Source organism: Flavobacterium sp. (genome assembly GCF_044357305.1).
In the GTDB taxonomy this organism is placed as follows: domain Bacteria; phylum Bacteroidota; class Bacteroidia; order Flavobacteriales; family Flavobacteriaceae; genus Flavobacterium.
The window spans coordinates 116,651-138,819 of record NZ_JBIKPS010000003.1; the positions used below are offsets into that span (position 1 = coordinate 116,651).

General features: G+C 33.2%; 23 protein-coding genes and 1 other RNA gene. 12 read left to right on the forward strand and 12 right to left on the reverse strand.

Features of this window, described 5'->3' with window-relative positions; all coding sequences use genetic code 11:
- Positions 1 to 198, forward strand: coding sequence for a DUF2283 domain-containing protein (locus tag ACIQ2J_RS03880; protein WP_396166936.1), 198 nt, complete (start codon positions 1 to 3; stop codon positions 196 to 198).
- A 74-nt stretch (positions 199 to 272) separates the two neighbouring features.
- On the opposite strand, the gene ACIQ2J_RS03885 is transcribed toward ACIQ2J_RS03880, so the two are convergent.
- Positions 273 to 1,157 (reverse strand): Brp/Blh family beta-carotene 15,15'-dioxygenase, encoded by an 885-nt coding sequence (locus tag ACIQ2J_RS03885; RefSeq protein ID WP_396166938.1) that lies wholly within the window; start codon positions 1,155 to 1,157, stop codon positions 273 to 275.
- Positions 1,158 to 1,269: 112 nt separating this feature from the next.
- Here ACIQ2J_RS03885 and ACIQ2J_RS03890 point away from each other — a divergent pair, with 112 nt between their 5' ends.
- Together ACIQ2J_RS03890 and ACIQ2J_RS03895 are read left to right on the forward strand one after the other, a co-directional pair.
- Entirely contained in the window at positions 1,270 to 1,995 is a 726-nt protein-coding gene (locus tag ACIQ2J_RS03890; protein WP_396166940.1) for a bacteriorhodopsin-like, read from the forward strand.
- Between the two features lie 113 nt (positions 1,996 to 2,108).
- Positions 2,109 to 2,696, forward strand: coding sequence for a hypothetical protein (locus ACIQ2J_RS03895; protein WP_396166942.1), 588 nt, complete (start codon positions 2,109 to 2,111; stop codon positions 2,694 to 2,696).
- A 17-nt stretch (positions 2,697 to 2,713) separates the two neighbouring features.
- On the opposite strand, the gene ACIQ2J_RS03900 is transcribed toward ACIQ2J_RS03895, so the two are convergent.
- Together ACIQ2J_RS03900 and ACIQ2J_RS03905 are read right to left on the reverse strand one after the other, a co-directional pair.
- Positions 2,714 to 2,962 (reverse strand): hypothetical protein, encoded by a 249-nt coding sequence (locus ACIQ2J_RS03900; RefSeq protein WP_396166944.1) that lies wholly within the window; start codon positions 2,960 to 2,962, stop codon positions 2,714 to 2,716.
- A gap of 5 nt (positions 2,963 to 2,967) precedes the next feature.
- Positions 2,968 to 4,044, reverse strand: a complete 1,077-nt coding sequence (locus ACIQ2J_RS03905) for a glutaminyl-peptide cyclotransferase (RefSeq protein ID WP_396166946.1) — start codon at positions 4,042 to 4,044, stop codon at positions 2,968 to 2,970.
- Between the two features lie 87 nt (positions 4,045 to 4,131).
- On the opposite strand from ACIQ2J_RS03905, the gene ffs reads away from it, so the two are divergent.
- An RNA gene (gene ffs / locus ACIQ2J_RS03910) (signal recognition particle sRNA small type) lies at positions 4,132 to 4,229 on the forward strand.
- Positions 4,230 to 4,283: 54 nt separating this feature from the next.
- On the opposite strand, the gene ACIQ2J_RS03915 is transcribed toward ffs, so the two are convergent.
- Positions 4,284 to 5,120: a GIN domain-containing protein gene (locus ACIQ2J_RS03915; RefSeq protein ID WP_396166950.1), complete on the reverse strand. Its 837-nt coding sequence runs from the start codon at positions 5,118 to 5,120 to the stop codon at positions 4,284 to 4,286.
- A 55-nt stretch (positions 5,121 to 5,175) separates the two neighbouring features.
- On the reverse strand, positions 5,176 to 5,631 hold the full coding sequence (locus ACIQ2J_RS03920) for a DUF4442 domain-containing protein (RefSeq protein WP_396166952.1): 456 nt from the start codon (positions 5,629 to 5,631) through the stop codon (positions 5,176 to 5,178).
- Between the two features lie 252 nt (positions 5,632 to 5,883).
- Here ACIQ2J_RS03920 and ACIQ2J_RS03925 point away from each other — a divergent pair, with 252 nt between their 5' ends.
- The 3 genes from ACIQ2J_RS03925 to ACIQ2J_RS03935 are packed head-to-tail and all read left to right on the forward strand — an operon-like array spanning position 5,884 to position 8,698.
- Complete coding sequence (locus ACIQ2J_RS03925; protein ID WP_396166956.1) at positions 5,884 to 6,213, forward strand: PadR family transcriptional regulator; 330 nt, start codon at positions 5,884 to 5,886, stop codon at positions 6,211 to 6,213.
- A gap of 5 nt (positions 6,214 to 6,218) precedes the next feature.
- Positions 6,219 to 7,949: a PspC domain-containing protein gene (locus ACIQ2J_RS03930; RefSeq protein ID WP_396166958.1), complete on the forward strand. Its 1,731-nt coding sequence runs from the start codon at positions 6,219 to 6,221 to the stop codon at positions 7,947 to 7,949.
- Positions 7,950 to 7,951: 2 nt separating this feature from the next.
- Positions 7,952 to 8,698 carry a head GIN domain-containing protein gene (locus ACIQ2J_RS03935; protein ID WP_396166960.1) on the forward strand — a complete coding sequence of 249 codons (747 nt, stop codon included), beginning with the start codon at positions 7,952 to 7,954 and terminating at the stop codon, positions 8,696 to 8,698.
- Positions 8,699 to 8,812: 114 nt separating this feature from the next.
- On the opposite strand, the gene coaD is transcribed toward ACIQ2J_RS03935, so the two are convergent.
- Positions 8,813 to 9,268, reverse strand: coding sequence for a pantetheine-phosphate adenylyltransferase (gene coaD / locus ACIQ2J_RS03940; RefSeq protein WP_396166963.1), 456 nt, complete (start codon positions 9,266 to 9,268; stop codon positions 8,813 to 8,815).
- A gap of 78 nt (positions 9,269 to 9,346) precedes the next feature.
- Positions 9,347 to 10,333 (reverse strand): D-alanine--D-alanine ligase, encoded by a 987-nt coding sequence (locus ACIQ2J_RS03945; protein WP_396166965.1) that lies wholly within the window; start codon positions 10,331 to 10,333, stop codon positions 9,347 to 9,349.
- 341 nt (positions 10,334 to 10,674) lie between these two features.
- Here ACIQ2J_RS03945 and ACIQ2J_RS03950 point away from each other — a divergent pair, with 341 nt between their 5' ends.
- Together ACIQ2J_RS03950 and ACIQ2J_RS03955 are read left to right on the forward strand one after the other, a co-directional pair.
- Positions 10,675 to 11,298 carry a PASTA domain-containing protein gene (locus tag ACIQ2J_RS03950; RefSeq protein WP_396166967.1) on the forward strand — a complete coding sequence of 208 codons (624 nt, stop codon included), beginning with the start codon at positions 10,675 to 10,677 and terminating at the stop codon, positions 11,296 to 11,298.
- A complete protein-coding gene (locus tag ACIQ2J_RS03955; RefSeq protein WP_396166969.1) occupies positions 11,288 to 12,328 on the forward strand; it encodes an RluA family pseudouridine synthase in 1,041 nt (346 codons plus the stop codon). Before ACIQ2J_RS03950 ends, ACIQ2J_RS03955 begins: the two co-directional genes overlap by 11 nt.
- Before the next feature lie 241 nt (positions 12,329 to 12,569).
- Here the strand turns inward: ACIQ2J_RS03955 and ACIQ2J_RS03960 are convergent, their stop codons facing one another.
- Positions 12,570 to 13,841, reverse strand: a complete 1,272-nt coding sequence (locus ACIQ2J_RS03960) for a T9SS type A sorting domain-containing protein (protein ID WP_396166972.1) — start codon at positions 13,839 to 13,841, stop codon at positions 12,570 to 12,572.
- A 21-nt stretch (positions 13,842 to 13,862) separates the two neighbouring features.
- Positions 13,863 to 14,696, reverse strand: coding sequence for a hypothetical protein (locus ACIQ2J_RS03965; RefSeq protein ID WP_396166974.1), 834 nt, complete (start codon positions 14,694 to 14,696; stop codon positions 13,863 to 13,865).
- 124 nt (positions 14,697 to 14,820) lie between these two features.
- Here ACIQ2J_RS03965 and ACIQ2J_RS03970 point away from each other — a divergent pair, with 124 nt between their 5' ends.
- Positions 14,821 to 16,035, forward strand: a complete 1,215-nt coding sequence (locus ACIQ2J_RS03970) for a hypothetical protein (RefSeq protein ID WP_396166976.1) — start codon at positions 14,821 to 14,823, stop codon at positions 16,033 to 16,035.
- A gap of 34 nt (positions 16,036 to 16,069) precedes the next feature.
- Here ACIQ2J_RS03970 and ACIQ2J_RS03975 read toward each other — a convergent pair whose 3' ends face one another.
- Together ACIQ2J_RS03975 and cphA are read right to left on the reverse strand one after the other, a co-directional pair.
- The gene (locus tag ACIQ2J_RS03975; RefSeq protein WP_396166977.1) at positions 16,070 to 16,504 is read right to left on the reverse strand and encodes a hypothetical protein; all 435 of its coding nucleotides are present in this window, start codon (positions 16,502 to 16,504) and stop codon (positions 16,070 to 16,072) included.
- Positions 16,505 to 16,665: 161 nt separating this feature from the next.
- Positions 16,666 to 19,290 (reverse strand): cyanophycin synthetase, encoded by a 2,625-nt coding sequence (gene cphA, locus ACIQ2J_RS03980; protein ID WP_396166979.1) that lies wholly within the window; start codon positions 19,288 to 19,290, stop codon positions 16,666 to 16,668.
- A gap of 389 nt (positions 19,291 to 19,679) precedes the next feature.
- Here cphA and ACIQ2J_RS03985 point away from each other — a divergent pair, with 389 nt between their 5' ends.
- On the forward strand, positions 19,680 to 20,552 hold the full coding sequence (locus ACIQ2J_RS03985) for a cyanophycinase (RefSeq protein ID WP_396166981.1): 873 nt from the start codon (positions 19,680 to 19,682) through the stop codon (positions 20,550 to 20,552).
- A 201-nt stretch (positions 20,553 to 20,753) separates the two neighbouring features.
- Entirely contained in the window at positions 20,754 to 21,596 is an 843-nt protein-coding gene (locus tag ACIQ2J_RS03990; protein ID WP_396166983.1) for an isoaspartyl peptidase/L-asparaginase, read from the forward strand.
- Between the two features lie 99 nt (positions 21,597 to 21,695).
- Here the strand turns inward: ACIQ2J_RS03990 and rplT are convergent, their stop codons facing one another.
- Positions 21,696 to 22,040 (reverse strand): 50S ribosomal protein L20, encoded by a 345-nt coding sequence (gene rplT / locus ACIQ2J_RS03995; protein WP_395065228.1) that lies wholly within the window; start codon positions 22,038 to 22,040, stop codon positions 21,696 to 21,698.
- Positions 22,041 to 22,169: the final 129 nt, after the last annotated feature.

A 22,169-nucleotide genomic window follows, 5' to 3' on the forward strand; every position in this document is an offset into this window, starting at 1 on the left:
ATGAAAGTCAAGTACGACAAAGAAACAGATATATTGTATATCACTTTGAGTGATGATGCAATTGAAGAATCAGACGAAGACAAGAAAGGATTTATATTAGATTATTCTAAAAGTGGAAACTTGGTAGGAATAGAAATATTAAATGCTTCAAAATCATCTATTAATCCGGATAAAGTAGAATATGAAGTAGTTGTATAGATTATAACATTCAATAAATACAATTACCGAGCAAGAAATTGCTCGGTTTTTTTGTTTTATAATAACAATAAAAGTTACTTTTTATTAAACATTTTTGTTATCACAAAAGCATGTGGAAAAGTTATTGCTGCTAAAAAAGAAAAAAAGATGGCATTAAATATTTGTATGTCCTTAAACATATAATATAGTAGGGTAATTCCGATAATGGAAACTAGCCAATATACCAAAGCAGACTTACAATAGGATTTAAAGTTCTGGAATGAAAATTCACCATATAAAAATTTCATTTGTTCCAAAATAGAAGGAATACTGTGCCATAAAATAAAATAAATAGAAAATCCCCAGATTAAACTAGATGTTTTAAAAATAATGGTAAACACTATTAAATAGAATAATTCGGTACGAATTTTTTCTCTTAATATTTTATATTTATAATAGGTGTAGGCAATTGTTATAAAAAAGATACTTCCAAAAATTTTGAATAGTAGCGGTAGGTAAAAAGTTGGAATTTGAATCTTAGTGATTTCGAAAATTATATTTTCAACTTCTGAAGTATGAAAAATAAATAGTAACAAAAGAATAAAAAGCCCATAAGTGAAACCAATTAAATTACAAATCCAATTCGGATATAATCCAATTAATTCTTTCCATTGCTGTTCCCCAAAATGAAAAGCACTAACTATTATAAATAAGAAAAGTGCCAACCATGGTATAAAGTAAAATAGTATCGCACTTAAAATTACAATTAAGATGTAGATTATAAGCGTTTTAATAAAAAAATAAGTGATTTTTTTAGTGTTTTTATTTTCAATTAATAGCAAATCATTAGCTCCATGTAAGATTCCGAACGAAAAAATCAACGAAAATCCTAAAATTATTTGAATTTGATTAGAAAAAAAGGAATCCAGCCATAACCCAAAAAAGCTTGCTACTATTGCTATATTCGAATATTTACTCATGATATTTTATATATTGTTTAAAGATAAGAAAAAAAAATTAAACAAAAATATTTTTTTATTATTAAAATATTTTTATATTTGTAAGAACAAACCCCTAAAAAAAAATATTATTATGACAAATCTTATGATTATCCCAGGATTGATTGCAAAATTGTTACCTACTGATTATGTTGGTTTTACATTTTTTGTTGGCTGTATGGCTATGATGGCTGCATCAGCTTTTTTCTTTTTATCATTGAATCAATTTGATAAAAAGTGGCGTACCTCTGTATTGGTTTCAGGTTTAATAACCTTCATTGCAGCAGTACATTATTTTTACATGAAGGAATATTGGGCTGAAATTGGTGAATCACCAACTTTTTTCCGTTATGTAGATTGGATTTTAACAGTTCCATTAATGTGTGTTGAATTTTATTTAATACTAAAAGTAGCTGGAGCAAAAACAGATTTATTATGGAAAATGATAGCTTTATCATTAGTAATGCTTGTTACAGGATATGTAGGAGAAACTATTGATCGTCCAAATGCATGGATTTGGGGATTAGTTTCTGGAATAGCTTATTTTGTAATTGTTTATGAAATATGGTTAGGTAAAGCATCCAAATTGGCTCAAGCAGCTGGAGGAAATGTATTAGCTTCACACAAAATTTTATGTTGGTTCGTACTAGTTGGTTGGGCAATTTATCCATTAGGATATATGTTAGGAACTGATGGATGGTATACCGGATTAATCGGAAAAGGTAGTGTAGATGTAGCTTACAACATTGCAGATGCAATTAACAAAATTGGTTTTGGATTGGTTATTTACAATTTAGCTTCAAAATCTCAAACAAATTAATATTTTTGTTTTCCAAATTAAACCGAGCAAGAAATTGCTCGGTTTTTTTATTTAACATTTTTCAATAAGTTTATTTTGTATATTAGATACCACAAACATCTAATTTTAAATAAATGAAAAAATTATTCTTTCTGGTAGTCCTTTTTTTAATAGGTTTCAATTCCTTTGCTCAAAAAAAGAAATCTTCAGTAAAGGTTAAACCTTTAACGGTTTTTGCAAAAGTGGATAATCTGATAGTCGAAATTAAAAACGGTACATTTCAAATTACAATAAACGAAAATGACATTGCAAAAGACGCGATTGAAGTTAAAAAGGCAGATCCTAAATTTGCACCAACTGATTGTAAATTAACTCCATTTAAAGCCAATGGAACGCAGCTTTATTTACTAACTTGGACCGAAAGCACACAGACAAAAACCGATTTAAAAACAGAAGATGCTGCGATTATTTATTCTAATATTTATGAATTAACTTCCAAAAAATTAGTTTTATCTAATAAGCATGTTTCTAATCATATTGTAGAAAAAGTATTTTTAGATAAATTAAAAAATGCTAGTGAAACCCAAGAAAGAAAGAGAAGTGAAGGATTGGAATTCAAATTAAATCCCGATGGATCTATAATTCAGAAAACCAAAACCCAAGAAAATAAGTTGGTTTATGATGTTGCCAAAATGCAATATGTAATTTCTAAGAAAAAATAAACACAAAAAAAACCGAGCTATTTAGCTCGGTTTTTTAATATGAATTCAGTTGCTTTACTAATGATTTTTCTAGTCTTAGAAACTGTAACTTCTTTTAAATTAGATTGGTATCGTTCGCAGAAATGGGAAGCCACATTTGTATTTACTTCCACAGATTCAAAAACATTCTTCTGGCATAAAATACAAAACCGCACCTTTTCTGCTGAGTTTAGTTCCAACCAATTCTCCTGACAGTGTTTAGGTATTACATTACTTCTAGTTGCCATTAGGTTTATTGGTTAATTTTAATCTCAAACATTTTATCCCAATTTTTTCCAGTAACAAAGAATGTTTTAGTTTTTGGGTTGTAGGCAATCCCGTTTAAAACATCTACATCGGGTAATTTTGTTCTTTTCTTTTCTAAATCCGATAAATCCAACATTGCCTCAACAGCTCCATTTTTTGGATTAATAACAATTACAAAGTTTTTTTGATAAATATTACTGTAAATTTTACCATCAACCCATTCTAATTCGTTTATTGAAGGGATTTTGAATCCACCTGAATAAACATTTAAATAGTCAATTTGTTGAAATGTTTCTGGGTTAACAATATGAATTTTCTCGGAACCATCGTTATAATACAAATTCTTACCATCATTAGTCATTCCCCAACCTTCCATTTCTTTGTAATAGGGCAGCGTCTTTAATTTCTTGAAAGTAGTAACATCATAAACATAACATTCGTTTTGTTTGTAGGTCAATTGATAAATTTTTCCATTCAAAATAGAAATCCCTTCTCCAAAGACAACTTCTGGATATTCTACTTTTTTTATAACTTTTCCAGTTTTATAATCTACTTTTCTCATGCTTGAAATACCTTTTATTCCAGTCTCATTTCCAGAACCATTTCCAGTTCCTTCATACAAAGTATCTCTATAAAACTCTAAACCTTCAGTATACGCCTTGATATCATGAGGGTAAGTATTAACAATAGTATAAGTAAGCACTTTTGGAGTAATATCCGAAATCAATTCTACTCGAGTAGAATCTACTTCGGTTGTTCCTTCAAAATAAATTTTGGCCTTTAAATTTTGGTACCCTAATTTTTGGTCTTTAAGCGCAAAACTGAATTTACTATTTCCTTTAACCGAACCAACTTTTAGGTCGTTTATAGAATATACAATACTATCAATTTTTTTATTACTGCTGTCTACAACTTCTAATTTTATCGATTCTTTTGGCGTGTATTGCGCCTTTAAAATATCTTCGTTTATGCTGAAAAAACTCTCGGTATTTGTTTTTTTATCACAACTAACCACTAATAAAGTTGCTAATAAAATGAATGCTAATGTGTTATAATTTCTCATTATAATAAGGTTGAATTTTATTGTTACAAATGTATTATTTAAGATGTTAATTTCTTGCAAAAATATAAAAAGATTGTATATTTGCAGCGGCAAGTCCTACACGACCAGCTCCTGCAGACTCCTCCAGGATGGGAACATAGCAAAGGTATGTGGTTGAGCGGTGCGATGTAGGTCGCTTGCCATTTTTAAACAAAAAAAATCTTCCAATTTTGGAAGATTTTTTTTGTTTAAAAGAGTAATTACTTAGTAGGCTTTTTAGTAAGCACTGCGCTATCTACAAATCGTTTCAAATCAATTTTTTGATCACCATACAATTGTATTTCCGTTTTTCCAGAAGCATCAATAGAAATAGTGTTTTTAACAAATAAATTAACTGTAGAATAGGCCTCGCAAGTAAGTTCTGCATCTTTTACAATTAGTGCTTTAGCTTCTAGAGAGGAGTTGTTATCCAATCGAACTTTCATTTTTTCTGCATCCCCAGTAATTACCGTTTCACTTTTTTGATATAAATCTAAAGTCAAATTAGTAGTACTAACTTTTGCTTTTAGCGATGAGTTTTTACTCAAATTAATAATTAAATTTTCTCCTTTGGTATTCAATTCTGCAGTTGATTTATCCTCCATAAACAAAGAGAAATTCTTTGATTTAGAACTTAATATTAATTTAGAATAATCATAACTTTTAAAAGTCACGGAGTCTAATTCGATGTCGGCTATAGCACTAACAGTAGATTCACTTCTAGAAACTACTTGTTTAAAATCACTTGTATAGGTTACTCGGATACTAAGTTTTTTATACCCAGAAATGCTTTTAAGGGTTGATAAACGCAAGGTTGACCCACTAATAGTAGCATTAATAGCTTCGTGCAAGTTGTCGTCGGCTTCAATTTCTAATCCACATTCGTTTCCTTTAACTAGAAAGATTTCCAAATTATCAGCAACTTCCAAAGATGAGAAATTTTCTATTTTTTTAATCTCAGTAGTTACAATTTTAGAACCTTTTACTTTTTCTTTCTTTTGAGAATAAGTAATTGAAGTAAAAAGTACAAGAGTTATTATAAGTGTTATTTTTTTCATTTTACGATTAGGTTTATAAGGCAAATTTATAAAAATTATTGGTTTAGTATTTATATTATTGTTTTAATCGAACGCTCCATTCAAAATCCATTTCCGAAACAACATCATCCTGTGCATCTATTCCAATCGATTTTAACCAAAGGTTTTGTCCTTCGCCAGTTGCAATAGTTTTCTGTATTGCATCTTCTATGATTGCACCATCCGAACAGGTAAAAGTAATTCTGCCTTTTGCCTTTTTGGTGAAACTTCCTTTGTTGTTGGCAACCAACATCGAAATATTTTTTTTACTTTTTTTTATTTGATACATAACTAAAGCACCTGTAGTTAGTTCAGCAGCCATAGCTTGAACTGCAAAATAAATGGAGTTAAATGGATTCTGATTGAACCAACGATGTTTAATCGTTGCAACACAAATAGTAGGGGAAATCGATTTTACTCTTACGCCACCCCAAAATGCAGAGGGGAGTTTGAAAAATAAAAAAGTATTCAATTTAGCAGGTGAAAATTCCATTAAGTATCGATTTTTTGTAAATATACAAAAAATAGTAGGCGTAACTATAAAGTCAAATTTGTTAATTTAATGTTAAATTATAGTACTTTGTTTTACATAATACCTTTTTTAGGTTGTATCTTTGCATAAGAAATTAATGGTCTATCTATAGTATCAATAATTTTGGAGATTTAATCATCAAATAGCACTTGTGCAAACAAGTTAATCAATCAAAAAAGGAATAGTTTAATCCAAAAAAAATCAAATGGAATTATGAACATTGAAAACACGAAGGCTCAAATGCGAAAAGGTGTTTTAGAATTTTGTATCTTATCGGTGTTAAAAGAGAAAGAAGCCTACACCTCAGAAATATTAGATACACTAAAAAACGCCAAGCTACTTGTGGTAGAAGGAACCATTTACCCGCTACTTACAAGATTAAAAAACGACGGATTACTTAATTATCGTTGGGAAGAATCTACCTCCGGACCACCAAGAAAGTACTACGAATTAACCGAATTAGGAAAAACATTTTTAAACGAATTAAACGGCACTTGGACTGAATTGTCTGACGCCGTAAACATAATAACCAATCAAAAATAACAATCATGAACAAAACAGTAAATATTAATATAGGAGGTTTATTTTTTCACATTGATGAAGATGCCTACCAAAAGTTATCCAAATATTTTGATGCGATAAAACGTTCCCTTTCTAATTCTTCAGGAAAAGAGGAAATCATGAAAGATATTGAAATGCGTGTTGCCGAACTTTTTACCGACAGACAAAAAAGTGACAAACATGTAATTAACAATAAAGATGTTGATGAAGTGGTAACCGTAATGGGACAACCAGAAGATTATAGAATTGACGACGATGCCGAAGAAGCAAAACCGTATAATTATGTTTCAACAGGTAGAAAAAAATTGTATCGTGACAAAGAACGTGGCTCTATTGCAGGTGTTTGTACAGGTTTAGGACATTATTTTGGAATTGATTCCTCTTGGATTAAAATTGCATTTTTAGCGACTGCTTTTGCAGGATTTGGATTTGGAATTGTGGTTTATTTTATATTATGGATTGCTCTTCCAGAGGCTTTGACCACTTCTGAAAAATTAGAAATGAGGGGCGAACCAGTTACTATCTCTAGTATCGAAAAAAAAGTAAGAGCCGAATTTGATAGCGTTTCCGATAAAATAAAAAATGCAAATTACGATGAGTTAGGAAATCGTGTAAAATATGGAGCAGAAACAGTTGGGAATAAATTAGGAGGGGTTATAACTTCCGTTTTTGAAGCATTTGCAAAAGCAATTGGAGTATTAATTATAATTTTTTCTTCGCTAACACTTTTTGGGGTTTTCATTATGTCTATTGTTGCAATATTTTCTAGTTCCTTGCCTCAAAACACTTTAATAAATCATTTTAGAACTCCATTAGGATTAGAAACTCCACTTTGGGCACAAGGAGTATTATTTCTGCTGACTTTAGGGATTCCATTTTTCTTCTTACTTATTTTAGGATTAAAATTAGTGGTAACCAATTATAAGTCTATTGGAACTATTGCCAAATACACCTTGCTTGCCGTTTGGATTATTGCTGTTGGGATATTGATTTCTTTAGGAATTAATGAGTTTACACAAATATCTTCAGAAGCTAAAGATGTAAAAAAGGAAGTAATAAATATAACACCTACAGATACACTTCAAATTAGTTTTAAAAATAACGACTTTTATGATAAAGGTATAAATAACCATACCGATTTTAGATTAACCCAAAACGAAACCAATCAAGATGTGATTTATTCTAATAACGTTTCAATTAAGATTATGAAAACGGATGAAGCGCTGCCGTATCTTCAAATTGAAAAATTGGCTTATGGAAAAACAGCAGAGGAAGCAAAAAAACGTGCAGAGAAAATTAAATACAGTTATAAAATTGTAGGAAATCAATTATTCTTAGATAATTATTTATTGAGCGAAGTTGCTTCTAAATTCCGAAATCAAAATGTAGAATTGTTTTTATTCCTTCCAAAAGGGACTTTATTTAAAGTAGACGAAAGCGTGCAAGATTTTGATGAATCGAATAACAACTTTTTTAACCTGCATTTTAGCTCCAAAGATTATGTTTATAAAGTTTCAGATTCTCAAATAAAATGCTTAAATTGTCCTATTAATGAAAATGATTTCAACGATTTAGACCCAAATGATGAAAACTCTATTAAAACAGTTAAAATAAATGGTAAAGAGATTTATAGAGTCGAGACAACTTCCAAAACCTACACAAGTGAACCAGGAAGTTTGGAATTAAATAAAGACGGAGTACTAATCAAAACTAAATAGTCATGATAAAATTAATTATTTTTTGTACCAAATTGTTAATTGCAACCACAGTCGCAATACTATTTACCTCTTGCAACGGGAATGTCTTTGACGGAATTAAAGGCACGGGAAATGTTCAAACCGAAAAAAGAACCCTCACGGAGAGATTCACTAAAATCTCGGTAAGCAGAGGCATAGAAGTTATTGTTGAACAAGCCAATTCCGTGGAAGTGGAAGTGGAATCCGATCAAAACTTACTAAGCCACATCACTACCAAAGTAGAAAATGGAACTTTAGTAATAACTTCCGATGTAAATATTTACAGTGCCGACGTTGAAATCGTTCGTGTAAAAATGCCAGTAATTGATGGACTTGAAGCAACTAGCGGATCCAATATAAAATCCAGTGGAACTTTAAAAAGCACTAGTGCTGCAGCTACAATTAGAGTAAAAACGACTAGCGGTAGCGAAATTGACGCTACCCTTGAAATGGATGCCATAGATGCCGAATCTACTAGCGGGAGCACCATTACGCTGTCGGGTAAAACTTTAAAGTTTAGTGCGTCTTCTACAAGCGGCTCCGAACTAAATGCCGAAAATCTTTTAGCCAACCAAGTAATTGCCGAAGCAACTAGTGGAAGTTCATTGGACGTGCATCCTTTGGTAAGTTTAAATGCTAAAGCTTCCAGTGGTGCATCCATAGATTACGACGGAGCGCCCAAAAATATTACTAAAGAAGAAACCTCTGGAGGGAATGTTTCTAGTAATTAGAATTTTTATTTTTTTAGTCGTGAAATCCTAAAGTTGCAACTAATTATGGATAATAATCACCAACTGTTTTAATTATTTATAGAGTTTTATAAAGTTGTCCCATGGGACAACTTTTTATTTTAACTTAACCGAATCTGGTACCAAAACGGTATAATCTCCTCCATTTCTTATAACATCCCGAACGATACTCGAACTGATGAAGGAAGTTTTGGAAGCCGTTAATAAGAAAACGGTTTCTATTTTGGATAATAAACGATTGGTGTGGGCAATGGCTTTTTCAAACTCAAAATCGGCAGGATTTCGCAAGCCACGAAGAATGAATTGTGCATTTGCTTTGTGACACAAATCAATCGTTAAACCTTCATAGGTAATAACTTTTACTTTGGGTTCGTCTTTAAAGGCGTCTTCAATAAAGCGTTTTCTATCTTCAAGAGAAAACATGTATTTTTTTTCGGCATTGATTCCGATGGCAACAATCACTTCATCAAATAGAGAAATTCCTCTATTTATGATGTCAAAATGCCCATTGGTAATTGGATCAAACGATCCTGGAAATATAGCTTTTTTCATTTTTTATAGGTTTATGGTTTGTGGTTTTTAGTTTATAGATATCGCAACATCTATAAACCAAAAACAATAAACTTGGAACTATTTTTTCCAAATAGGTTTCCTCTGTAATGCTAAACCAATTTCGTTATCCAACAAATTTCCCATTTCCAATTTAGCATAAGCGGCTTGTTGTGGAAAAATACTTTGAGGCGATAATCCTGGATTGGTGTTAATTTCAATAAAATGCGGAATGTCATTCATAATAATAAAATCGGTTCTTGAAAAACCACTCATTCCTAGAGATTCATATACTTTTTTGGCAGTTTCTACCACTCGATTTTCTATTTCTTGGGATATTCTGGCAGGAGTAATTTCCTCTGATTTCCCTAAGTATTTGGCTTCATAATCAAAGAAAGAATTTTGCGAAAGAATTTCGGTTATTCCTAAAACTTTCGTTTCTCCTTGGTATTTTAATACGCCAACCGAAACTTCGCGACCATTTAAATACGATTCAATTAAAATATCATTGTCTTCTGCGAAAGCAAAATCTAATGCTTTTTGGAAATCTTCTAATGTTGTAACCATTGAAACCCCTAAAGAGCTTCCGGATTGGTTTGGCTTCACAAAAAACGGAAGACCTAATTCGGCTGCAACTATAGCTCCATCAACAGCATCGCCTTTGGTTACATAAATCGAATTGGCTTTTGGTATATTAAATTTGGATAAAACCGAAAGGGTATCTCGTTTATTAAAAGTTAATGCCGATTGGTAAAAAGTACAGCCAGTGTAAGGTAAATCTACTAATTCCCAATAGGCTTGCATGTGGCCATCTTCGCCAGGAGTTCCGTGAATGGTATTGACAGCAACCTCAAATTTTATGGTTTGTTTGTCTTTTACAAAAGTAAAATCGGCTTTATTAATAGGATATTTTACACCCTCAACTAAGCAATACCATTCGTTAAAAAGAATATGTACTTCAAAAGGTTGGTATTTAGCTTTATCTAAATTATTTAAGATTAATTGACCACTTCTTAAGGATATTACCGATTCTTCAGAATATCCGCCCATAACAACTGCTACGTTCATTGAGGATTTATTTTAATTACTATACAAAAATAGCACAATTGTTGCAACTTGTACTATATAGATTGTCATTTAATTGATTTTGTAATGCACAATTGATATAAAAAAACATTTTTGTCGGATTAAAATATTTAGGGATATAAAATGATTAGTATTTTGTCTCGCAAAGGTTCGAAGGCGCAGCTTAAAACTAAATCCTTTGCGACTCTCTGTATTGCGAGAATAATTCAATAAATAAGTTGCATCTCCATTTTCTCAAGATCTATATGGCTTAACAAAGTAAATTGATAGTTTTATCGGACAACAATTATAAAAATTATATCTTTGCGATAAATACTAATTTTATGAGTTTTAGAAAATATCTTACCAGTAAAGTTTTTGTTGCCCAAGTATTGGCAGCTATGGCTATAATGGCAGTAATTGCATTTTTGTTTTTTCATTGGATAACCTTTGTAACCAATCATGGCAATGAAATTACGGTTCCCAATTTAGCAAAATTAAACGAAGACCAGGTAGAAGAAAAATTAAACGAACTCGATTTAGATTACGAGATCATTGATACAATCGATTACAATCCAAATTTCCCAAAGCTAACTGTAGCGCAACAAGAGCCAACTGCAGGTTCAAAAGTTAAAGGTGGAAGAACTATTTATATAAAATTAAATGCGGCTACTTTTAAGATGGTTGCAGTGCCCGATTTAATTGAAAAAACCTATCGTCAAGCCGTTCCAACATTAAAAGCCATTGGTTTACAAGAAGGGACTATAAAATATATTCCATACATTGGAAAAGATATGGTTTTGGAAATGTGGATGAACGGAAAGAAAATAAAAGCTGGAACTAGAGTGTTGAAAGCATCCAAAATAGATTTAGTGCTTGGAGACGGGAAAGTTGTCTTTGACGATACCGAATTAGATACTATTCCGAATAATGAAATGCCTTTAGATACCATCCCAAATGAACAATAATAGTGATTTGCAAGAACCAGAAGAAGAACTTTTTGAACATTATAGATTTGATGTGCCAAAAGGGCAAGCATTTTTAAGAATTGATAAATATTTGATGTTGATGGTTCCTAATGCCACACGAAATAAAATTCAAAATGCAGCTACCAATGGCGATATTTATGTAAATGATATTCCTGTAAAATCGAATTACAAGGTAAAACCTTTGGATGTAATTCGTATTTTATTATCCCATCCACCTTTTGAAAATAGAGTAGATCCTGAGGATATTCCTTTAGATATAGTGTATGAAGACGATGCCTTATTGTTAATCAATAAACCTGCAAATTTTGTGGTTCATCCCGGACACGGAAATTATACTGGAACCTTGGTGAATGCTTTGGCTTTCCATTTTGAAAATTTGCCTTTAAACAGTTCCGAACGACCTGGTTTGGTGCATCGAATTGATAAAGATACTACAGGACTTTTGGTTGTTGCCAAAACAGAAGCGGCCATGACACATTTGGCAAAGCAATTTGAAGATAAAACTTCCGAAAGAGAATATGTTGCCCTTGTTTGGGGTAACGTGAAAGAGGAGGAAGGCACCATAATAGGAAACATTGCACGTCACGTAAAAGACAGAATGCAAATGTCAGTTTTTGCCGATCCCGAAATAGGAAAACACGCCGTAACCCATTATAAAGTTTTGGAGCGTTTTGGCTATGTAACTTTAATTTCTTGCAAATTAGAAACGGGCAGAACTCATCAAATTCGTGTGCATCTAAAACACATTGGGCATACTTTATTTAACGACGAACGGTATGGCGGAAATTTAATTTTAAAAGGAACCACTTTTACCAAATACAAACAATTTATTGATAATTGCTTCAAAACCTTACCAAGACAAGCACTGCACGCCAAAACTTTAGGTTTTGTGCATCCCGTATCAGGTGAAATGATGCGATTTGATACCGAAATACCCAAAGACATGGCCGATTGCATTGAGAAATGGAGAAACTATTCCAAATCGAATGCTTCTGAGGAAGAGGAATAAAAAAAAGAGCTTTAGAAATTTCTAAAGCTCTTTTTACTATTTTTAATTAATTAATCTTAATCTGCTTCGCAAGCACATTTTCTACTACAATATTTACTAGATCCGCTCCAATTCACTTTATTAGATAGATCAGATTAACTCCAATTAGGATCACAATGATTTCCTCCGCCAGACCAAGTTTCATAACCAGTTCACATTACGATTTGATTACTAAATTATTTTTTTTATACCTTCCCTGACTCTATTGTAAAATTATTTTTTTAATAAATATAACATTACCTTGAGCATCAATAATGTTTGCGAAATACATCCCTTGACCTGTCAATCCATTTAAAGCAACCGTATATTGTTGTGCATTCATTAGTTGATTGAAGACTACTTGGCCAAGTGTATTTGTTATTTTAACGCTATTACCGTCTACGTTAGTAAGATTGCTACAATCAATTGTGATAAAGTTTTTTGTTGGATTCGGATAAATTTTAACATTATTAGAACTGTTATTTTCTTCAATATTCAAAATTGCACCTGTTATTTTTTTAATATTACTAGCATATTCATAAGAAACAAAAAGATTACCATTATTATCATTAACTATTCCAGTACAGTAGAGCCCTCCAACATTTAAATTACTGACATTTAAACCTGAAGTTATCTTTCTTATGTAGCCACTAAATTGATCTGTAACAAATAAATTGCCCAACTCATCTAAAGTTATGCCTGTAGGCCTATTAAAAGTAGCTGGTCCAGGAAAAGAAGTTGCATTTCCAGCAGAACCATTTCCGACGATAGTGTATACGTTTCCGTTTGGTTCTATTCTACGAATTCGATTATTTCCTGAATCTGCAACAATGAAATTACCATTTGTATCAATAATCATTCCATGAGGTGCGTTAAATTTTGCGTTTGAAGTAGAACCGTCAGAAAAACCACATGTAGAGCCTGCAAAAGTATAGACATATCCAACCCCTACAGATAAATTTATTGCCCGAATTGAACAAGATTCAGAAACATATATAATTCCATCTTTGATAATAATCCCCACAGGACTATCAAATTGAGATAATAGAGGAATACTGTTTGCAGAGCCAGCAACACCAGAACCAGCTATAGTAGTTACCATACCAGCAGGTGTTATTTTTCGAATACGCATATTATTTGTATCTGCAACAAATATGTTTCCTAGATTGTCTATTGTTAAACCTTGAGGCCTATTAAATTTTGCCACACTTACATCCCCATCTTGATAGCCTTGAGCATTGACATTACCCGCAATGGTTGTTACTAAACCAGACGGTGTTATTTTACGTATACTATTGTTATCCTTATCTGCTACATATAAGTTTCCATTAACATCAATTGTCATTCCCATAGGATGATTAAATCCAGCAGATGTGCCAATTCCATCAATTTGACCTTGTAGACCACCAGGGTGTCCTGCGAATACAGTTTGAACTTGAGATTGAGCAAAAGCTGTTACAAAAAAGAGTCCTAATAAAGATATTATTTTTTTCATCATAGAATTATTTAGTGAATATTATATTGGTAAATTAAATGCAACTCTAACGAGTTCAGCGTTTGGATTTCCAGAAGTGTCAGAAGCTACTTTTTTGTGGTCACATCCTCTTTTTTGGGTAGGAAGTAAAACTTTGAAAGTAGTATTATTGTGAACGCCATTAGTACATGGAGTAATATAAATAGCATTGTAAGCACCAACAATATGGCAACTTAAGGTCGGCGGTGCTATTAAACACAAATCCCATTCAGAATCTAAATGTGGACACAATGCCGAAATTTGAGTTTTAATAGAGTAAACACTACCATCCCAAAAGTCTTTTGTAATTCCACTTTCCATTAATTTTTTTCTTAAACTAGTACTAAATGGTATTGCAAAAGGAAATAAATCTAATAGAATAATTCCTTGATTTGCTAGTTCTAACAAAGTGTTAGATTTTAATGTATTGGTTAATGGATTAGTGAGAATAATATTAAATGCCCTGCAAAATGAATTAAAATAGGGTGTGTTTCCAAGATGATTACTATTGTAAAAATAGGTTTCAATGAGTTTACCTTTTTTATTCAGTTTAGATGCCGGAGGTGCTTCTGCAACTAAAATATATTTGATTTTTCTTTTTCCAAAATTTATAATTTCTTTTTCAAAAGGATGTTGCCCAATATTAATTTCGCAACCATTAAGTAGAATTATTCCATCAGTTGTTCTGTTATACGTTATTTTCCCTAAGAATAAATCTAGATAGTCTTGAAATTGTATTTTCCTTGTTATATATTCACAATAGGAAGGCATTTCTATCTTTATAGATTTTGGAAAAGTAGCTTCCCAAAGTTTTATATAATCTGTTTTTGTAAGCATAGCCTATTTTTTATTTCTACAAATCTAAATCTTAAAACCCTCCAAAATTTGTCTTAATAAGTTCAAATGCGTTCAAACGAGTTCAAATGAAATGTGTTTTATATATTTGAAAAAAAAAAACACGATGCCAGCCCCAATCTCCATCAGCCCTAACGAACACGAATGGATTAAACAATACTTGCAAGAAACCTACAATATCACTGTTGTAGATACTTTTGATTGTCAGGCATTGAGTAACGCTATCCTTAAATACAATGGCACCAAAATTAGTTGTTCTACCTTCAGACGACTTTTTGATTTAGTGCCTAATCCCAAATCGCAATCCCGTTTTATTTTAAATGCTTTTGCTTTTGCGGTGGGGTTTAAAAATTGGGAACTATTTAGGCAACACGTTACTAATTTTGATACTAATGTAATCAATCAAAACATTCAAATTTATTCGCAACAATTGCCCAATTGCAGTTTCTTAATTTTAGATACCATTAAAAAACTACCTGTTACTACTTGGTTAGGTGGCTATCAACTACAAAGTGTCATTGCAATAGCTATTGAAAATAAAGATTTTGATTTGCTAAAAGAGGTTGTTCAAATTCCTTTTGAGATAGAGAATCAAAAGGTGTACGAACATTTGGTTATAGCATTTCAAACGTTCTATTTTCAAGCTGTTAAAAATAATGAAGCGGTTATTGATTTTATAACCAATTCCTTAAACCGTTCGGTTTTACTTCAAAAATGTTTGCTACAAGCCTATGTAGATGAAAAACAATTGGAGGATTTTTTAGGAAAATGGTTGGACGCAATTCAAGAAAACACTTTGTATGATTTACTCTTATTTAAAAACCTTCTCTTGTGTCAGAAGGCATTTTATAATCAAGACAGTGCTAAGGCCAAAGACTATTTAGCAATTGCATTACAAAAACTAGAAGAAAGTGCTTTTGAGATTCATCCGATATTGAAAGCTAGAATAGGAGTGTGGGAACAGATATTAAATATAGATTTGGAAAAACTAAATACTTTTTTCAATTCTTTAAACAATCCGTTTGATAAAGCTGATTTTGCCGTTATTGCCTGTCGATTGCTTTGGACTTTTCAGGAGGATATAGTGCCAATTTCATTTTTGGAGCAAATTGTTATAAAAGAGTTTCCTCCCGTAAAAGATTTTTTCCAAAAGGGAAGATATAACATGCTGGTTTTAACCCTTGCCATTCATTTTTATTTAAAAAACGAATTCCCACAAGCAAAAGAATATTTTGCTCTTTACAGTTCCACCACTTTAGGATATGATATTGTGAATGTCAATTTTTATTATCCTTGGATAGAGAAATTAGAACGATTGTAATTTTTCTATAATTGAAGTTTTCAGGTAAATAACCTCAAAATTCACCTTCAGAGCCTGAAATTTCACCTTTAGAACCTGAAAATTCACCTTCGGAAGGTGAAAATTCACCATCTTTAATAGTAGCAATTACATCGCTAGTATAGGTCGAAGTTTTATTGTATATTTTTCCGTCCTTAATTGTCATCACGATATCACTAGTATAAGACGAATTTCCTTTATAAACTTTTCCGTCCGATATAGTATAAAGTTGGTCACTTGAATAGGTGCTTGAACCTTTAAATATCTTATTTCTTTCTATATTGCAAATAACTTCAGAAGTATAAATAGATGTTTTCTTGAAAACTTTATTATTATTAAGATTGCAAATAGCATCACTGATGTAAGAGGAGGAGCCTTGATAAACTTTTGTTTGAGCTTTTCCTGTTCCAATTGTAAGCATGATTATTGCAGATAGTATTATTTTTTTCATTTTTAATAGAATGTTTAATTGTATTGTAAATTAGTTGTCAATTGACATGATATTTTAGTTAGTTTACTATTGTACCATAATTTAATAAAAAACAACAACACCTAACTTGGATATAAATTAGGTGTTGGTTATTTTTTAAAGTGAAATTACTTATGGAATAATTACAAATTACCTCCTTCATTTTCTTTGTCCAAATATTCTTGAACAATGTTAATGGCATTGGTAACTACATCGCTTAAAGCAGTTATAAAACTGCCATCTTCGGCATTGTCTATAGCATGTTTTATGGCTTCCACTTCTTTAGAAATAATCTCATGAGTTACGGTTCTTCCAGAAGCAGCAATACCCTCTAATATTAATCCGATGATTTCTTCTTCACTTCTACCACGTAAGTATTTTTCTTGACGGATGATAATATGGTCAAACATTCTTGCCGCAATGGTAGCACATTCTTTAATGTCTTCGTCACGACGATCGCCAACTCCAGCAATAATTCCTATTTTTTTGATGGCATCAACACTGCTTAAATATTCTTCTACCCCCTTGTATCCAGATGGGTTGTGTGCAAAATCAATTAAAACTTTGAATTTTTTAAATTCAAATAAGTTCATTCTTCCCGGTGTTTGTGCAGCACTTGGTATAAATGTTTGTAAAGAAAGGCTAATATCTTCAGTTTTAAATCCTTGTAAATAGGCCGCAAGAGTTGCTGCTAAAACATTTGCAATCATGAATTTTGCTTTTCCACCCATGGTTAATGGAACGTGTGTAGCGCGTTCTACCCTAATTTTCCATTCGCCTTTTTTGATGGTGATGTATCCATTTTCATGTACTGCTACAATTTTCCCTTCTTTGGCAAATTGCACCATTCTAGGATGGTTTTCATCCATGGCAAAATAAGCAATGTTGCAGTTTAATTCGTTGGCAATTTTTATACATTGGTCGTCTTCGGCATTTAAAATTGCCCAGCCGTCTTTTTTAACACTACGAACAACGGTTGCTTTTACTCGTGCTAAATCGTCAAGAGTATGAATATCGGACAAACCTAAATGGTCTTCTTGAATGTTGGTGATAATACCAATATCGCAACGGCTGAAACCTAAACCTGCGCGAAGTATTCCACCACGGGCAGTTTCTAAAACCGCAAATTCTACTGTTGGATCTTTCAAAATATACTCGGCAGAAACAGGTCCAGTGGTATCTCCTTTTTCCATCATGTGGTTTTGCACATAAATTCCATCGGAGGTGGTGAAACCAACTTTTAGTCCGTTATTTTTTACAATATGAGCAATCAATCTAGTGGTGGTAGTTTTTCCGTTAGTACCTGTAACGGCAATAATCGGAATACGACTTGGTTTACCCGGAGGATATAACATGTCAATAACTGGTGCCGCAACGTTTCTTGGTAACCCTTCAGAGGGTGCTAAGTGCATACGGAAACCCGGAGCAGCATTAACTTCTAGAATACAACCGCCATTTTCTTTTAATGGTTGGGTTAAGTTTTCAGCCATGATATCGACTCCACAAATGTCTAGACCAATTACACGAGAAATACGTTCGCAAAGGAAAATATTTTCTGGGTGCATCCTATCGGTAACATCTACCGAAGTTCCGCCAGTGCTTAAATTAGCAGTAGATTTTAAATAAACTACCTCGTCTTTTCTAGGAACGGTTTCTAGTGTATAGCCTAATTTTTCTAATAAATCGGTGGTATCTCGATCTACATCAATTTGTGTTAAAACATTTTCATGTCCGTATCCACGTTTTGGATCCTTATTAGTTTCATCTATTAATTGTTGGATGGTGTGGTTTCCATCTCCTTTTACATGTGCTGGTTCTCTTTTGGCAGCAGCCACTAATTTATTATCGATAATTAAAACTCTAAAGTCATAACCCGTAATGAATTTTTCTACAATTACACGGTTGCTGTATTTTTTGGCATACGCCAAACCTTCTATAGCATCTTCCCATTTTTTTACATTGATGGAAGCACCTTTTCCGTGGTTACCATCCAAAGGTTTTAGAACTATTGGATAGCCAATTTTAGTTACAACTGCCTCTAAATCGGTTTCATCTACACAAATGCCACCGTTTGCCACCGGAATGGAAGCAGCGTCTAGCATTTTTTTAGTTTGTTCTTTATTACAAGCAATATCTACAGCAATGCTGCTGGTTTTGCAAGTTATGGTTGCTTGAAAACGCATTTGGTTGATGCCGTATCCTAATTGTACTAGGGAATTGGTTCCAAGACGAATCCATGGAATATCTCTTGCAACAGCTTCTTCTACAATGCTTCCTGTGGATGGCCCAAGACGAACTCGTTCGCGAATTTCACGCATTTGTTGGATATCGCCTTCTACATCATAATCGGTTCCGGCTATTAATGCTTCGGCAATTCTTACGGCCGATTCGGCAGCAAACATACCTACGTTTTCTTCGGTATAACTGAAAACTACATTATATACACCAGGGGTTTTGGTTTCGCGTGTTCTACCAAAACCAGTTTCCATTCCGGCAAGGGATTGGATTTCTAGTGCTATATGTTCAATAACATGTCCCATCCAAGTGCCTTTATCTACTCTAGAAAAGAATCCACCGCGGCAACCTTCGGAGCAACGGTGTTCTATCATAGTAGGAAACGTGGCTTCTATTCGTTCCCGAAAACCTTCGATTTTGTTGGTTGGACGTTGTTCCATATCTTCTAAATCCAAACGCATTTGGATTAGTTTTTTTCTTTGAACACTCCAAATATTTGGTCCGCGTAGGGCTTGAATTTTATCGATTTTCATAGGAATTTCTTAAGGTTTTTGAATGGATTGCAATGTATTTGTTAAAAATAAAAAAATAATTTTTATTCTGTGCTATCTTTTAGTATAAATATTTTGATTATTTCCGAATTAGGGTAAAATTAATTTTTGCTATGTAGGAAAAATAAGATGTATTCAAGAGATAGTTTCTGTAGAACTTCTAAATGAGTAGCAATACCATTACCACCTAGCCCCGATTGCAGTGAAAATCCTGTCATTGCGTTATGCTATGGTTGAAAGAAGATTGCTTCGTTCCTCGCAATGACAGATTGTAACGAAAAGCGGGAAAATGGTTAACAAGTAGTCGATAAGTTTCGCTTCTTAAAAGAAAAAACATTTGGTCAATATTTTGAATTGGTTATTTTTGTGTTATGAAAATACATGGAAAATTAATTATAATAGGTGGGGCTGTGGATAAAGGTAGTTTTACCGAAACCAATTTGGATAAAGATGCTCCGAAGAATTTGAATTTCTTTGAGGAAGGTATTTTGAAGCGAGTGATTAATGAGTCGAAGCATAAAGAATTATCGCGAATTGAAATCATTACTACGGCATCTAAAATTCCTTTGGAAATTGGGCCTGAATATGTAAAAGCGTTGGGTTATTTAAATGCCCACAATACGGATGTGATAAATATTGAGCGACGGGAGCAAGCTTCGGATCCTGAGATTTTGGAACGTTTGCGTGCTGCCGATGTAGTGATGTTTACGGGTGGCGATCAATTGCGGTTGACTTCTATTCTTGGCGGAACGCAATTTCACGATATTTTATTGGAGAAGTATAAAAATGAGAATTTTATTTATGCCGGAACTTCGGCAGGTGCTGCTGCTGCATCGAATAATATGATTTACCAAGGGAGTAGTAGTGAGGCTTTGCTGAAGGGTGAAGTGAAGATTACTTCGGGTCTTGGATTGATTGACGATGTTATTATTGATACGCATTTTGTACAACGTGGTCGAATTGGTCGTTTATTTCAAGCCGTTGTAGGGAATCCGAAAGTTTTAGGAATTGGTCTTGGAGAAGATACCGGTTTGTTGATTACCAATGGAAGACAAATGGAAGCCATTGGATCGGGACTTGTGATTTTGGTGGATGGCCGTGAGATTAAAGATACTAATTTAACTCAAATTGAAATGGGGCAACCTATTTCTATCAGCCATTTAGTGACGCATGTGTTGAGTAAATACGACACCTTTGATTTGGATACTTTTAAAATGACGATTAAATCTTCGCAATACGTTTAGTTGGGTCTTGGGTTTTAGGTCTTGGGTGTTGGGTACTGGGTATTGGGTCTTAGGTTCTAGTCAATAAAATTTATAATCTAGGACCCAGTATCCAAAAGCCCACACCCAGTACCCCAAACCCCACACCTAATACCCAGAACCTTATACCTAGAACCTTATACCTAGAACCTTATACCTAGAACCTCATACCCATTAAAAAAGATGAAAATAATAATCCACGGTGGTTTTTTCTCGGAATCTTCCACTAATCACGAAACGAAAGTTGCTAAACAAGAAGCCTTGTTGCGGATTGTTAAGGATTCGTATTTGTATTTAAAAACGCATTCGGCAGTAGAAACGGTGGTTTATGCAGTTTCTTTATTGGAAGATGATGCGTTGTTTAATGCAGGCATTGGTTCGCAAATTCAAAGTGACGGAAAAATAAGAATGAGTGCTTCCTTAATGGACGGCACTACCGAGAAGTTTAGTGGTGTGATTAATATTGAAGAAGTAAAAAACCCAATACAAGTTGCTTTAGAATTAATGAAAGTCGATGATAGAGTTTTGGGAGGAAGCGGCGCAACTAACTTTGCTAGGCAACACGGCTTTGAAAAATTCTCTACGGAGATTCCGCAACGACGAGCAGAATACGAAGCAAAATTAGCAGCAACTAGAATGGGGACTGTGGGTTGTGTGGCTTTGGATGCCGATGGCAAACTTGCAGCAGCTACTTCAACAGGAGGTAAAGGCTTTGAAATTCCGGGTAGAATATCCGATAGTGCTACCGTTGCTGGAAATTATGTAAATGCTTTCTGCGGGGTTAGTTTGACAGGAGTAGGAGAGGACATTGTAAGCAATGCCACAGCAGCCAAAATTGTAACACGTGTTACAGATGGATTTACCTTGGAAAGAGCATTTGAAAAAACCTTTGCCGAATTGAAACCGTATGACGGTTTTGCAGGTGCTATTTCTATAGATAAAGACGGAAACCTATTTCACCAAGATTCGCACCCAAGTATGGTTTTTGCGAGTTTTGATGGGGAGAACGCAGCAGTTTTTAATTAGAGTAATTTCAGAGTAAAAATTTATAGACACAAAAAAATCCCAATCGAAGATTGGGATTTTTTATAAGTAAGTAAGTCAAACTGGTTGTACAAACGTTTTTTATTTCACTTTATTCACAACAGCTTTAAAAGCTTCTGGGTGATTCATTGCTAAATCTGCAAGAACTTTACGGTTCAATTCGATACCGTTAGCTTTTACTTTACCCATGAATTGAGAGTAACTTAATCCTTCTAATCTAGCACCAGCGTTGATACGCATGATCCACAGAGCACGGAAGTTTCTCTTGTTTTGTTTTCTATCGCGATAAGCGTAAACCATCGCTTTTTCAACTGCGTTTTTCGCAACAGTCCAAACGTTTTTACGACGACCAAAGAAACCTTTGGCTTGCTTCATTATCTTTTTTCTTCTTGCTCTTTTAGCAACTGAATTTACTGATCTTGGCATAATTTTCTTGTTTTTTTGTAGCAGGCGTCCCGAATTTAATCAAGGGAACTTGAGGCCATACTCCAAGGTTATTTAAAATGTTTTAACCTAAAGAATAAATAGTTTAGAGTTTAAAAGTTTAGAGTTTAG